A 14,238-nucleotide genomic window follows, 5' to 3' on the forward strand; every position below is an offset into this window, starting at 1 on the left:
TCATCCCAGGGGGAACATCCCGATACGGCCGTGGTACTCGCGGCCGAGCTGGTCGGTGTCGCTGCCGACCAGGAGGCCCTTGGGGTGGGCGACCAGTGCCTCGACGCCGTGGCCGAGCGTCCGCGTGGGGTTCCACGCGAGCGCCTTGCCGGTCTTGGGGTCGAGCGCGCCGATGCCGGGACGCGACACCGCGCCGGGGCCGGGGTTGTTGCGCCCGTAGCGGTTGTCCAGCCAGCGCTGGTGGCCGCCGACGTAGACGGCGGCGCCGGTGACGGAGGTGGACAGCAGCGTGTCGCCGCCGGTCCAGTTGACCCAGGTGGGCTGCTGCCCGGAGCCGGTGCGGCCGGCCTCCCAGCGGGCGGCGGAGTCGCACAGCTGGCTCTGGCCGTAGGGCCCGCCGGTGGTGACGACGACGAAGTACTTGCCGTCGGGGGAGAAGTCCATGCCGCGCATGTAGGTGTCGAACGCGGAGAGGTTGCAGGGGGTGGAGTACCGCCGCGTCGACCAGGACGAGAGCTTCGCGACGCCGTCGCCCAGGTTGATCATTGCGATCTGGTCCCGGCTCTGGCCGTTGACCCGGGTGAACGTCCCGTTGATCACCATGCGCTTGTCGGTGGGGTCGACCGCCAGGCGGAAGACCTTGAGGGTGCCGGACCGCGGCGTGGTGATGGTGAAGTCGAAGTTCGTGTCGGCTGCGCCGGTCAGCGCGTTCAGCCGGGCGAGTGCGGTACGGGACTTCCCGCCGGCCTTGGTGAACGAGCCGCCGATGTAGATCCGGCTGGCGCGGCGCACCATCGTCGTGACCCGGTAGTTGACGTTGGGCTTGAAACCGGGGTGCAGCGCGTTGGTCGTGGTCTTGAGCAAGGCGACCGTGCCGGTCTTGGTGCCGTTGACGTTCTTGAACGTCCCGGCCAGGTAGACCCAGCCGCTCGTCCCGGCCGCCAGCGCGTGGACGGTCCCGTCGACCTTCGGCACGAAGACCGTGCTGATCTTCCCGGTGCGGATGTCGTAGGCGAACAGGTTGTGCCGCTTCACCGTCTTCTTGCCGCTGCCGGCCTCGCGCACCTCGTCGAAGTTGCCGCCGACGACGACCAGGTCGCCCACGACGGCGATCGCGCGGACGGTGCCGTCCAGGACGTGGGGGGTGTTGTTCACCGGATTGGCGGAGACCACCGACGGCTGGGCGATGTCGGCGGAGGCCGCGCCCGCCACTGCTGGTACGGCGAACGCCGAGAGGGAAACGGCTGTGAGGCAGGCGATGATGGGGCGCATGGAGGTGCTCCGGAGTGCGGCCGGGGACGGTGATGGCATCTTGTCCTACCACATGGCCCAATGCCGGACAGCGGTTCCGGGAAAGCGCCGCGCTAAAGAGATGTCGCTCACGCGGCGGGCTTCGCGCCGCGGTCCTGTCTGCCGTGGCGGAGGCGGTGGAGGACGACCCGGGTCAGGTAGGCGCCTAGCTCGATGGTGTAGCGGCGCCAGAGCCGGCGGGGTTCGCGGGCCAGCCGGTACAGGAAGCCGACGCGCAGCTTCAGGACCCAGGCCGGGTAGTAGTCGCGCCGTTCGGCCAGGTGCTCGAAGTAGGCGCCGCACGTGATGATGACGGGTGCGGTGAGGCGGTCGCGGTACTCGGTCACGAATTGCTGCTGCAGCGGGGTCCCGAGGCCGACGTGGAGGATGTCGGGGGACGCGTCGTTGATCTCGGCGACGAGCCGTTCGGCGGTCTCGGCGGGGAGGCGGCCGTGCTCGTCCGCCCAGTGGCCGTGCTGGGTGCCCGCGATGTTCAGGCCGGGGTACCACTTCTGGACGTTCACCGCGGCCTCGTCGGCGACGCCGGGGGCGTTCCCGAACAGGAACACCCGCCAGCCCTCGTCGGCGGGCTGCCCGAACAGGTCGTCGGTGAGGTCGTCGTTCGCCATCCGGCCGGGGACGGGAAGCCCGAAGATCCTGGCGGCCAGCACGACGCCCCAGCCGTCGGGGAGGTTGAGGTCGAAGCCGTTCATGAGGTCGCGCAGCCCAGGGTCCTTCTGCGCCTTGAGGACGTAGTCCGGGTTGGCGAAGGTGACGGTCAGCTTCGTCCGCTCCTTGACGGCCGCCGCGACGAGCGACCGGAACTGCCCGACGCCGGTGCGGCTGACCCGCACGCCGAGGACGTCGACGGTGTCATGCGGCCATCGTTGGTCCACGCTTGCTCTGCTCTCCTGACGCGCCGGATCGGCCGGGGGATGCGACCGGAGAGTGCAGAGTATCCCGGTTGCGGGCGGTGCGGCGGAGGACGAGCCAGACGGTCGCGGCGGCGGCGATCAGGGCGAGGAGCGTCCACCCCAGCGGGACGGCGCCCAGGCCGAACATCTTCAGCGAGGACGCGACGAGGACCAGGACGAGGAAGCGGCGGATGAGGGCGCTCGGGGCGCGCGAGGAGATCTTCGAGCCGAGGTAGACGCCGGGGACGGAGCCGGCGAGCAGGGCGGCGGTGACCTCCATCCGGAAGTCGCCGAAGAGCAGGTGGCCGACGGCGGCCGCGAAGACCAGGGGGACGGCCTGGAGGAGGTCGGTGCCGACGAGCTGGTTGGCCTTGAGCGCCGGGTAGAGGGCGAGCAGCGCGACGATGATGAGGGAGCCGGACCCGACCGAGGTGATGCCGACGACGAGCCCGCCGACGAGGCCGACCAGCAGGGTCGGCAGGGGGCGGACCTCGATCTCGGGCGCCTCCCGTTCTCCTTCGGGGGCTTCGCCGCGCCTTCGGTGGGACATGTAGGCGCGCAGCACCAGCCCGCCCGCCGCGATCATCAGCGCGACGCCCATCGCGATGCTGATGACGTCCTCGATCGAGCCGCCGCGGCCGAGGGCCTTCGCGAGCAGGACGCCGGAGAACGCGGCGGGCACCGACCCGGCGCAGAGCCACCCGACCAGCCGCATGTTGATGGTGCCCTGGCGGTAGTGGACGGCGCTGCCGACGGGCTTCATGACGGCGGCGGCCACCAGGTCGCTGGACACGGCGGCGAGCGGGCTGACGCCGAAGAACGTCACGAGCATCGGCGTCATCAGGGCGCCGCCGCCCATGCCGGTCAGCCCGACGATGATGGCGACGAGGAACGAGCCCAGCGCCATGGCCCAATCGAAGTCCATCGGCATGACCTACCAGCTATATAGGAAAACTCGCGTATACCCTAAAGCACATCCCGACGGGGTCGTAACCCGGGTTCAGAGGTACAAACGGGACAGGTCGGGCGCACTGCGGCTGATGGGGCGACCGCGGTGGCGCTATGCGGGGCGCTACGCGGGGCGCTATGCGGGGCGCTATGCGGGCCGCTACCCGGGGCGCTATGCGGGCCGCACCCAGCCGCCCTCCACCAGCAGATCGAGGACCTCGCCGACCGCCTCGTCCGGCGCCAGCCGCGACGTGTCCAGGGTCAGGTCGGCGTCCTCGGGCTCCTCGTAGGGGTCGGAGATGCCGGTGAACTCGGGGATCAGGCCCGCGCGCGCCTTGGCGTACAGGCCCTTGCGGTCGCGGCGCTCGCACTCCTCCAGCGGCGTCGCGACGTGCACGAGGATGAAGTCGCCCACGGCCGACACCATCCGGCGCACCTCCGCGCGGGTCGCCGCGTACGGCGCGATCGGCGCGCAGATCGCGGTGCCCCCGTGCCGGGTGATCTCCGCGGCGACGAACCCGATCCGCCGGATGTTGAGGTCGCGGTCGGCGCGGGAGAAGGTCAGGCCCGCCGACAGCATCCGCCGCACGACGTCGCCGTCCAGCAGCGTGACCGTCCGGCCGCCGCGCTCGATCAGGGCGTCGGCCAGGCCGCGCGCGACCGTGGACTTCCCGGAGCCGGACAGGCCCGTGAAGAACACCGTGATGCCGCGGGAGAGCTTGGGGGGACGCGCCAGCGCCAGTTCGGCGGCGACCGCGGGCGGGGTGAACCAGTCGGGGACGGGCTCGCCGGCGTCCAGCAGCTCGCCGAGCCGTTCGGGCGTCAGCTCCGCCTGTACGTGGTCGGGCTCGATCCGCGCGACCGGCCGCCAGACCTCCACGTCGGCGTCGTAGGCCCACGGCTCGGGCACCACGACCGGGATCTCGGTGCCCTCGATCTCGCGGTCGGCGAGCAGGTGGGTGGCGCCGTACGCGGCCGCGATGTGCGCGTGCAGCAGGACGTCGCGGTCGTCCGAGACGCCCGTGTCGCCGCGGGCCGGGAGCGGAACGGGAATGATCCGGGCGCCGTCCGGCAGTTCCCTGCGGACGCCCAGCAGGGCCCGGACGAGGCACTCGTCGTGCTCGCCGCTCAGCATCGGCAGGACGAGGACCTCCGCGCCGAGCCGCTCGGCCACCTGCCGGAGCTGCCCGAGTTGCTTGCGGTGCAGGAACCCGCGGGGGGCCACCGCAAGCACGTTGCCGGGGGATGTGGGGGGTCGCCCCTCCTCGGGAGACTCCGCAGGCACGTCGCCGTCGTGGGGGGTGAGTTCGTCGGGGCGGCGGCGCAGGCTGTGGAACGGGCCGTGCGCCGGGGCGCGGAGGGCCTCCAGCGGCCCGGCGAGCCGCCAGGCCTGGCTCGTCGGGTCCTGCCACACCTCGGCGACCCGCAGGACGGCGAGCGGCACGCCCTCCGGGTCCTGCAGGACGATCCGCTCGTGCTCGGTCAGCTCCTTCGGCACCGACAGGGTGACCGGGACCGGCCACGGGGTGCCGTCGGCCAGCCGGCCGCCGGCGATCACCATGGCGGTGTCGAACGAGCCGAGGAAGCCGGTCAGCGGGCGGTACACACCGGCCAGGATCAGCTCCATGTCGGCGAGCTCCACCGGGCCCGGGGTCCAGACGGGCAGGTCGCGCAGCGTGTCGGGAAGGCCGGCTTCGGCGGTCACCGCGATCTCCGATCCCGCCCGGCGCGGAGGCCGGGCTGGTCCGTGTGCATGGGAGTTTCCGCAGGAAAAATACTGTGCCGGCCTGGGAGTACGCACCTTCGCCCCACCCGTGCGGTGGTTCAGATGACCCGGGCGAAACGGTTCTCGGGTTTGCGGATGACGAACGTGACCTCGCTGTGGTCTGCGGTGAGGCGTCCCCGGCTGATCGCCGAGACCAGGCGGCACAGCAGCTCGGCCGGGCCGGTTCCGGCCCCGAGCGCGTCGATGGCCTGCCGGGAGGTGTACTCCTCGGAGACCACCAGTCCGCGCATCACGCAGTACCACTGGATGCCGGAGCGGGACGCGACCCGGTCGTAGGTCGCCGGGGGCGGGCTCGTCCGGACCACCGGCCGCGGCGCGGGCCGCACCGGGGCCTCGGTGCCCGCGGCCTGTCCGGCGATTTCGGCCTGCCGGGCGATTTCGGCCTGCCGGGCGGAATCGGCCTGCCGGGCGCCGCGCTCGGCGCCGCCCCCGGCCGCGCCGCCCCCGCCCCGGGGGTCGCCGTCCGAGGCCGCGTACGGGACGCGGGCGTGGGCGCCGCGCGGGCCCCGTCCGGGGCGGGTGCGCCGCCGGCGGCGGCCGGAGGCGTGCATCCACCGGGGGAGCGCCCGGTCGAGGAAGCCGAACGCGGTGTTGCGGTCGCGTAGGTGGACCAGCAGCAGCCCGCCGGGTTTCAGCGCGGCGACGAACCGGTCGAGCACCAGCTCCGCGTGCGGGACGCGCTCGATCAGGTAGGAGGCGTGGACGATGTCGAAGGCGCGCGGCGGCAGCGGCACGGTCCGCAGGTCGCCGAGGTGCCAGGCGTCCAGGTCGGGCCGCTCGCAGGTGTAGGCGCGCAGGTCGGGGAGGTCCATGTCGACCCCCGTGACGTGGTGTCCGCGGTCGCCGAGGTCCAGTCCCGTACCCCAGCCGCAGCCCGCTTCCAGGATGTGGATCCGCTGCAGGGGCTTCTCTAGGGCGTACTGGCGAGCGCGTTCTGAGAAGAGATCACCGTCGTTGATGGGCGGCGTGCGCAGTTCGGTCACAGTTTCGCAGCGTAATCGTCTGACTGCACTCCGTCCGCTATTTGCCCATTCTTGGTAACCGCCGTGTCGCCCTGCGTGCACCTTCGTGCGCTGCGCCATCGCTTGAACGGGCGGGGCCCGCGGGCGCGTACTCTTGTACCCGGTACCGGGGTTCCGCTGGAATTCCGGGTTTTCGGGCTGCCCTGCCACGGGGTGAATGGCGAATTAGCGGGCGAAGATGACGCTTTCTGGACTTGTTGACCTTGCGTGCACCGATCCCGGTCTGGAGCGCGCCCTCGAACAGGCGCGCGTGGACACCGAGATCGTCGCGCCGGCATCGCTGTGGCCGATCCTGGCCGCGGCGCTGAGCCGTGCCGTCAGGGCGCGGGGCGGTGCCTCGGCGAGCGGCGGAGCGGTCCTCGCGGTGACCGCGACCGGCCGCGAGGCCGAGGACCTGACGGCGGCGCTGTCGAGCCTGCTCGACCCGGGCCGCGTGGCGCACTTCCCGGCGTGGGAGACGCTGCCGCACGAGAAGCTGTCGCCGCGGTCGGACACGGTCGGGCAGCGGCTCGCGGTCCTGCGCCGCCTCGTCCACCCGGACGCGCTCCACCCGGACGCGGCCGGGGATGACTTTCCCGGAATCGGCAAGGGCGGTGTGCTGGACGTCGTCGTGACGCCGATCCGCGCGGTGCTCCAGCCGATCGTGTCCGGGCTCGCCGACCTTGAGCCCGTGCGGCTGGCGTCCGGTGAGGACGCCGACATGGACGACGCCGTCCGGAACCTCGTGGACGCCGGGTACCACCGCGTCGACCTGGTGGAGAAGCGCGGTGAGATCGCCGTGCGCGGCGGCATCCTGGACGTGTTCCCGCCGACCGAGGAGCACCCGCTCCGGGTGGAGTTCTGGGGCGACACCGTCGAGGAGATCCGCTACTTCAAAGCCGCCGACCAGCGTTCCCTGGAAGTGGCGCAAGGGGGGCTGTGGGCGCCGCCGTGCCGGGAGCTGCCCCTGACCGCGCAGGTGCGGGAGCGGGCGAAGCTGCTGGCCGAGGAGCACCCGGCCCTGGAGGAGATCCTGAGCCGGATCGCCGACGGCGACACCGTCGAGGGCATGGAGGCGTTCTCGCCCGTCCTCGCGGAGGGCATGGAGCTGCTGACCGACCTGCTGCCGGACGGGTCGGCGCTGCTGGTGTGCGAGCCGGAGCGGATCCGCACCCGCTCCGCCGAGCTGGTCCGGACGAGCCAGGAGTTCCTGGAGGCGAGCTGGGTCAACGCCGCCGCCGGGGGAGAGGCGCCGATCGACCTCGGCGCCGCCGCGTTCCGCTCGCTGGAGGACGTCCGCGCGCACAGCACGGAGCTGGGTCTGCCGCGCTGGAGCGTGACCGCCCTGAACCCTGAGGGCGAGGCTTTGAATCTCGGGGTTCAGGCGGCGGAGGCCTACCGGGGCGACACCACGCGCGTCGTCGGCGACCTCAAGGGCTGGATCGACGGCGGATGGCGCGTCGTGCTGGTCACCGCCGGGCACGGGCCCGCCGAGCGGCTCGTCCAGCTCGTCGGGGAGGAGGGCCTCGGCGCGCGGCTCGCCGACCTCGCCGGGCCGCCCGAGCCGTCGCTGGTCAACGTGACGACCGGGCTGCTGGAGAACGGGTTCACCTGGGAGTCGGTCAAGCTCGCCGTGCTGACCGAGACCGACCTGTCCGGGCAGAAGTCGTCCACCAAGGACGCGCGGCGCATGCCGTCGCGGCGGCGCGGCGGCATCGACCCGCTGCAGCTCAAGCCCGGCGACTACGTGGTGCACGAGCAGCACGGCGTCGGACGGTACGTGGAGATGGTCAGCCGGACGGTGCAGGGCGCCACCCGCGAGTACCTGATCCTGGAGTACGCCAAGAGCGACCGGCTGTTCGTCCCGACCGACCAGCTGGAGGAGCTGACCCGCTACGTCGGCGGCGAGGCGCCGAGCCTGCACCGGCTCGGCGGCGCCGACTGGCAGAAGGCCAAGTCCCGCGCCCGCAAGGCCGTCAAGCAGATCGCGGGGGAGCTGATCCGGCTGTACTCGGCGCGGATGGCGAGCCCCGGCCACCCGTTCGGCGCCGACACCCCGTGGCAGCGGGAGCTGGAGGACGCGTTCCCGTACGTGGAGACGCCCGACCAGCTCGCCGCCATCGACGAGGTGAAGGTCGACATGGAGCGGCCCGTCCCGATGGACCGGCTGATCTGCGGCGACGTCGGCTACGGCAAGACCGAGATCGCGGTGCGGGCCGCGTTCAAGGCCGTCCAGGACGGCAAGCAGGTCGCGCTGCTCGTGCCGACGACGCTGCTGGTGCAGCAGCACATGTCGACGTTCAGCGAGCGGTTCGCGGCGTTCCCCGTCGTGGTGAAGCCGATCAGCCGGTTCCAGTCCGACAAGGAGATCGAGGAGACGCTGCGCGGCCTGTCGGAGGGGACCGTGGACGTCGTCGTCGGCACGCACCGCATCCTGTCGTCGCAGACCCGGTTCAAGAACCTCGGCCTGGTCGTCATCGACGAGGAGCAGCGGTTCGGCGTCGAGCACAAGGAGGAGCTGAAGCGCCTCCGGACGCAGGTGGACGTCCTCGCGATGTCGGCGACGCCGATCCCGCGGACGCTGGAGATGGGCCTGACCGGCATCCGCGAGATGTCGACGATCCTGACTCCGCCGGAGGAGCGGCACCCCGTCCTGACGTTCGTCGGCCCGTACGAGGAGAAGCAGATCGCCGCCGCGATCCGCCGCGAGCTGCTGCGCGAGGGCCAGGTGTTCTTCGTGCACAACCGGGTCCGCTCGATCAACAAGGTCGCGGCGAACCTGGCGAACCTCGTCCCGGAGGCGCGGATCGGCATCGCGCACGGCCAGATGAACGAGCAGGAGCTCGAACGCGTCATGGTCGACTTCTGGGAGCGCAACTACGACGTCCTGGTCGCGACGACGATCGTGGAGTCCGGGCTGGACGTGCCGAACGCCAACACCCTGATCGTCGACCGCGCCGACATGTACGGGCTGTCGCAGCTGCACCAGCTGCGCGGACGCGTCGGCCGCGGCCGGGAGCGGGCGTACGCGTACTTCCTCTACCAGCCGGAGCAGCCGCTCACCGAGACCGCGCACGAGCGGCTCGCGACCCTGGCGCAGCACAGCGAGATCGGCGCCGGCATGTACGTCGCGATGAAGGACCTGGAGATCCGCGGCGCGGGCAACATCCTCGGCGCCGAGCAGTCCGGTCATGTCGCGGGCGTCGGGTTCGACCTGTACGTGCGGATGGTCGGGGAGGCCGTCCGGGACCTGAAGGAGGGCGGCCGGGAGCCCGAGGCCGTCGAGACGAGGGTCGAGCTGCCCGTCGACGCGCACCTGCCGCACGAGTACGTCCCGGGGGAGCGGCTCCGGCTGGACGCCTACCGCCGCATCGCCGCGATCACGTCCGAGGACGAGATCGGCGCCGTCCGAGACGAGCTGAAGGACCGGTTCGGGCCGCTGCCCGTCGCGGTGCTGAACCTGCTGGAGGTGGCGCGGTTCCGGGCGAAGGCGCGCAGGGCGGGGCTCAGCGACGTCACCGTCCAGGGCAATTTCATCAAGTTCACGCCCGTCCACCTGCCCGACTCCAAGCAGGTCAGGCTGCAGCGGCTGTATCCGAAGAGCATCCTGAAGCCGGCGACCGACACGCTGCTGGTGCCTGCGCCGAAGACCGCGCCGCTCGGCGGCAGGCCGCTGCGCGATCAGGAGCTGTTGAAATGGGCCACCGACCTGGTCGAGGCCCTGTTCCTGGAGGCCTCATCGGCCACCGCCGCGCGGTAGCGTCTCCGGGGGACGACCCTCCGGAGCCCCCGGCGACGGCGGTAGTGTTCAGGCGATCCCCAAAGAATGATCAATGAGATGGGAATGTTCCGTGTTCGGTAAGTCCGTGAAGGTCGCGGTGGCCGCCGTCGTGGCGGCCGGCGCGCTGGCCGGCTGCGGCGGCACGCCGAAGGCGGGGACCGCCGCCCTCGTCGACGGCGACCGCATCACCGTCACCGATCTCAGCCAGACCGTCCGCGACTGGCGGGAGCAGTTCCGCACGGACCCGGCCGCCAACGAGCTGCGCGCCAACCCGGCGAATCCGGCGCCGCAGCTCGCCGGCGACTCCGAGTCCGACCTGCGGGGCGCGCTCACCCTGCTGATCAACTTCCGGGTCGCCGAGGAGGTGGCCGAGGAGACGGGCGTCGAGGTCACCGGGGGGCGGGTCGACGACGCCGTCGAGGGCCTGAACCGGCAGGGCGGGGCCGAGTCGATCACGCTGGCGAGCGGGCTGCCCCGCGAGCGCACCCGTGACCTGGCGCGCCTGGTCGCCACGCAGGTCGCGGTGATGGAGCGCTTCGGGGCGAACCTGACCAACCGGTTCGACCCGGCGACGCAGCAGGCCGGGCAGAAGTGGAACGAGCTGTTCCGGCGCACCGCGGACGACATGAAGATCGAGATCAACCCGCGGTACGGGAGCTACGACCCCGGCAAGTTCGAGGTCAACCCCCTCGTGAACCGGCTGTCCAGCCCCGATTCGGGTATCTGAGACGCACGAGTTTCTGGGAAACACGGGGCCTGACATGGAGCCGACATGGGTCTGACGCTGCTCGCCACCACGCACCGGGTGGCGCCTGGCCTGCTGACCTGGCGTGCCTGGGACGCGCTCCGGTCCGCCGGCGCCGTCCTGGTCCGTGACGGGCACCCGCTGCTGGCGCCCCTCCGCGACGCCGGGATCGTCCCGGAGGTCGTCGACGCGCCCGACGCGTCCCGGCTGGTCGCGGACGCGCGGAGCCGCGACGTCCTGTGGGTGGCCGCGCCGGAGGGCGACGAGCCGCTGATGCGCGAGATCGGCACCCTGGTCGTGAACGACCCGCTGGACGTGGAGGTGCTCCACGGGTCCTACGACCTGCCCGGCGCGCGGCTGCTCGACCTGGTGTCGGTGATGGACACGCTGCGCCGCGAATGCCCGTGGGACCGCAAGCAGACGCACGTCACGCTCGTCCCGTACCTGCTGGAGGAGGCGTACGAGGTCCTCGACACCGTCGAGTCCGGCGACCTCGGCGCGCTGCGGGAGGAACTGGGCGACGTGCTGATGCAGGTCGCGTTCCATTCGGTGGTGGCCGCCGAACGCGACGACGAGAGCGCGTTCACCATCGACGACGTGGCGGGCGCGATCGTCGACAAGCTCGTCCGCCGCCATCCGCACGTGTTCGGGGACGTGACCGTCTCCGGCGCCGACGAGGTCAACGCCAACTGGGAGCAGATCAAGGCGGCCGAGCGGGCGGAGAAGAGCGGCGCGGAGGCGTCGGCGCTCGACGGCGTGCCGATGGGGCAGCCCGCGCTGTCGCTGGCCGCGCAGCTCCAGCGCCGCGCCGCGCGGATGAACGCCCCGGCCGACCTCGCGGCGGGTCTCGCGGCGAGCCCCGGCGGCGCGGCGGAGGCCGCACCCGGAGCGGGTGCGGGGAACGGCTCGGACGCGGGGAGCGACCTGGGCGTCCGGCTCTTCGAGCTCGTCCGGGAGGCCGCGGAGCGGGGAATTGATCCCGAGTCCGAGTTGCGGGCGGTATCCCGGGTATTCCGCGATCGTGTCCGAGCCTGGGAACGACGAGCGCCGCACGCCTGAATCGAGCGGCAATCTGGGCGATTTCGACCGGAACATCGAGGATGGGGTGGTCCGGCCAGAGACGCACGTTTACGCTAAGCGCGTGCTGGCTGGGGCCGAAGATGAGCCCGGGAACCCGGATGCAGGAGAGGGTGCCCCCGGTGGCTCCGCGCCGCCCCGCCGCCCCGGCGGCCGCCCCCGCCGGATCCTCACCGCGTCCACCACCCGCGAGGAGAAGGCCCGCGCGGTCCGCGGGCTGGGGGCGCTCGGCGGCCTCGCCGGCTTCATCGTCGCCCTCATGCTGCTGCCCACCGCGTGCACGGCCGGCGTCGGCGCCCGCGATGCCGCGGACTGGTTCCAGACCGAACCGGAGGGGCTGACCACCACCGGCGTACCGCAGCGCTCCCGGGTCCTGTCCGAGGACGGACGCACCATCGCCACCTTCTTCTACCAGAACCGGGTGGACGTCCCGCTGGAGAAGATCGCACCGGTCCTGCAGAAGGCCGTCCTGGCCATCGAGGACAGCCGCTTCTACGAGCACGGCGCCATCGACGTGCAGGGCACGCTACGGGCGCTCGCCAGCAACCTCAGCCACGGCTCGGTGACGCAGGGCGGCTCCGGCATCACCCAGCAGTACGTGAAGAACCTGCTGCTCACCCAGGCCGACTCCGACAGCGAACGGCAGGCGGCCAGGGAGATCACCGCCGCGCGCAAGGTCCGCGAGCTGCGGTACGCGGTCGCGGTGGAGAAGCGGTTCACCAAGAACGAGATCCTGCGCCGCTACCTCAACATCGCCTACTACGGCGACGGCGCCTACGGCATCGAGGCGGCGTCCCGGCACTACTTCTCCAAGCACGCCTCCGAGCTGAACCTCGCCGAGGCGGCGCTGCTCGCCGGCGTCATCCGCTACCCCTACGCCTACGACCCGACCAAGCATGCCGACGCGGCCCGGCAGCGCCGCGACGTCGTCCTCGACCGGATGGCGGAACTCGGCTGGCTGGACCCCGCCAAGGCGGAGAAGACCAAGAAGCAGCCCGTCAAGCTGGACGTCCAGAACGTCCGGAGCGGCTGCGTGTCCAGCGTGGCGCCGTTCTTCTGCGACTACGTCCAGCGCGAGATCCTCATCAACCCGGTGTTCGGCAAGACCGCGAAGGAACGGGAGAAGCTCCTCAAACGGGGCGGGCTGACGATCCGCACGACGATGGACCGGCGGGCGCAGAAGGCGGCGCAGCGTGCCGTGAACGAGCACGTCCCGCCCAAGAACTCGGCCCACAAGGCCGCCGCCGAGGCGATGGTGGAGCCCGGCACCGGCGAGATCAAGGCCATGGTCGTCGACCGCGAGCTCGGCCCGGACGAGGAGCGCGGCAAGACCTGGATCAACTTCGCCGCCGACGCCAGCCACGGCTCCAGCATCGGCATGCAGGCCGGATCCACGTTCAAGGCGTTCACGCTGGCCGCGGCGCTGGACGAGGGCATGCCGTTCGGCACCCGCCTGATGGCGCCGCGCGAGTACGTCCCGGTCGGCTTCCGCAACTGCGACGGCGAGCGCGTCGGCGACCCGACCGCGTCGCTGGGCAACGCCGCGGACGGCGAGGGCGGCAAGCAGTTCAGCATCGTCACGGGCACCCAGCACTCGGTCAACACCTTCTTCCTCGCGCTGGAGAAGGAGGTCGGCCTCTGCGACACCGTCAAGATGGCCGAACGCCTCGGGATGAAGCAGGCCAACGGCAAGCCGCTGGAGCAGTACCCGGCGTTCACGCTCGGCTTCAACGCCGTCTCCCCGCTGCGGCTGGCGGCGGCCTACGCGGCGTTCGGCGCCCGCGGCGAGTACTGCGAGCCGATCGCGATCAAGGAGATCACCGACGCGTCCGGCAAGAAGCTGAAGGTCCCGCCGCGCGACTGCGAGCGGGTGATGGACAAGGGCGTCGCGGACGCCGTCAACCACGTGCTGAGCGGCGTCCTCACCAAGGGCACGGCACGCGGCATGGGCCTCGGCCGCGACGCCGCCGGCAAGACCGGCACGGTCGACAACTTCTCCGCCGCCTGGTTCGCCGGGTACACCCCGGACCTCGCCTCCGCCGTGTGGGTCGGCGACCCGCGCGGCGGCTACAAGCACCCGATGACCAGCCTGTGCATGAACGGCCGGTGCTACGGCGCCGTGTACGGGGCGACGATCCCCGCGCCGATCTGGCAGCAGAGCATGCGCGGGGCGCTGAGGAACACGGACGCGACCTCGTTCCACCGGCCGCCGTCGTTCTACTTCAGCAAGGGTTCGGGCGAGGAGCGGGTCAAGGTCCCCGACGTGCGCGGCATGAAGCTGCGCGACGCCATCGACCGGCTCCGCGGCGCCGGCTTCGGAACCAGTGTCGGCGGGCGCGTCGAGTCCCGCAGGTACGACGAGGGCACCGTGGCGGAGATGTCGCCCGGCCCCGGTTCCGCCGAGCCGGGCGCCACCATCACGCTGCGCGTCAGCAAGGGCCCCGGACGCGGCGGCGACGGCGGCGGTGGCGGTGGCGGCGACGACGACGGCGGGCCGCAGCCGCCGCTCCCGCCGCTGCCGACCAACACGCCGACGCTCCCGCCGCGCCCCGGCGACCCGGCGCAGCAGGAACCCGCCTGACCCGTGTGCCCGCCTGACCCGTGTGCCCGCCTGACCTTTGCGCCCGTCTGACTGTGTGATCTTCTGACCTGTGTGATCGTCCGGCGGCCGGGTAGATCACGTGGCGGGGTGTCGG

The 14,238-nt window shown here is 72.0% G+C and carries 9 protein-coding genes; 4 read left to right on the forward strand and 5 right to left on the reverse strand.

What is annotated here, in order from left to right; genetic code table 11:
• From AB0C35_RS10545 to AB0C35_RS10565, 5 genes are all read right to left on the reverse strand, one after another.
• Nucleotides 1–1,272, reverse strand: coding sequence for a delta-60 repeat domain-containing protein (locus AB0C35_RS10545; RefSeq protein WP_358452843.1), 1,272 nt, complete (start codon nt 1,270–1,272; stop codon nt 1–3).
• A 107-nt stretch (nt 1,273–1,379) separates the two neighbouring features.
• Nucleotides 1,380–2,186, reverse strand: a complete 807-nt coding sequence (locus tag AB0C35_RS10550) for a WecB/TagA/CpsF family glycosyltransferase (protein ID WP_358452845.1) — start codon at nt 2,184–2,186, stop codon at nt 1,380–1,382.
• Entirely contained in the window at nt 2,164–3,129 is a 966-nt protein-coding gene (locus AB0C35_RS10555) for a sulfite exporter TauE/SafE family protein (RefSeq protein WP_358452847.1), read from the reverse strand. The genes AB0C35_RS10550 and AB0C35_RS10555 overlap by 23 nt, the downstream gene beginning before the upstream one ends.
• Nucleotides 3,130–3,324: 195 nt before the next feature.
• Nucleotides 3,325–4,857 (reverse strand): adenylyl-sulfate kinase, encoded by a 1,533-nt coding sequence (gene cysC, locus AB0C35_RS10560; RefSeq protein WP_358452849.1) that lies wholly within the window; start codon nt 4,855–4,857, stop codon nt 3,325–3,327.
• A 119-nt stretch (nt 4,858–4,976) separates the two neighbouring features.
• Entirely contained in the window at nt 4,977–5,921 is a 945-nt protein-coding gene (locus AB0C35_RS10565; RefSeq protein WP_358452851.1) for a class I SAM-dependent methyltransferase, read from the reverse strand.
• Nucleotides 5,922–6,138: 217 nt separating this feature from the next.
• Between AB0C35_RS10565 and mfd the strand changes: the two genes are divergently transcribed.
• The 4 genes from mfd (at nt 6,139) to AB0C35_RS10585 (ending at nt 14,123) form a co-directional block, all read left to right on the forward strand.
• On the forward strand, nt 6,139–9,699 hold the full coding sequence (gene mfd / locus AB0C35_RS10570) for a transcription-repair coupling factor (RefSeq protein WP_358452853.1): 3,561 nt from the start codon (nt 6,139–6,141) through the stop codon (nt 9,697–9,699).
• A gap of 91 nt (nt 9,700–9,790) precedes the next feature.
• Nucleotides 9,791–10,447 carry a hypothetical protein gene (locus tag AB0C35_RS10575; RefSeq protein ID WP_358452855.1) on the forward strand — a complete coding sequence of 219 codons (657 nt, stop codon included), beginning with the start codon at nt 9,791–9,793 and terminating at the stop codon, nt 10,445–10,447.
• A gap of 45 nt (nt 10,448–10,492) precedes the next feature.
• A complete protein-coding gene (locus AB0C35_RS10580; protein WP_358452857.1) occupies nt 10,493–11,524 on the forward strand; it encodes a MazG family protein in 1,032 nt (343 codons plus the stop codon).
• A gap of 82 nt (nt 11,525–11,606) precedes the next feature.
• Nucleotides 11,607–14,123: a transglycosylase domain-containing protein gene (locus AB0C35_RS10585; RefSeq protein ID WP_358452859.1), complete on the forward strand. Its 2,517-nt coding sequence runs from the start codon at nt 11,607–11,609 to the stop codon at nt 14,121–14,123.
• Nucleotides 14,124–14,238: the final 115 nt, after the last annotated feature.

Source organism: Spirillospora sp. NPDC048819, assembly GCF_040650055.1.
GTDB lineage: Bacteria > Actinomycetota > Actinomycetes > Streptosporangiales > Streptosporangiaceae > Spirillospora.

Excerpts from the sequence above, each read along its gene's own strand:
- AB0C35_RS10545 (WP_358452843.1), bottom strand. The coding sequence starts at position 1,272 with ATGCGCCCCATCATCGCCTGCCTCACAGCCGTTTCCCTCTCGGCGTTC.
- AB0C35_RS10555 (WP_358452847.1), bottom strand. The coding sequence starts at position 3,129 with ATGGACTTCGATTGGGCCATGGCGCTGGGCTCGTTCCTCGTCGCCATC.
- mfd (WP_358452853.1), top strand. The coding sequence starts at position 6,139 with ATGACGCTTTCTGGACTTGTTGACCTTGCGTGCACCGATCCCGGTCTG.
- AB0C35_RS10580 (WP_358452857.1), top strand. The coding sequence starts at position 10,493 with ATGGGTCTGACGCTGCTCGCCACCACGCACCGGGTGGCGCCTGGCCTG.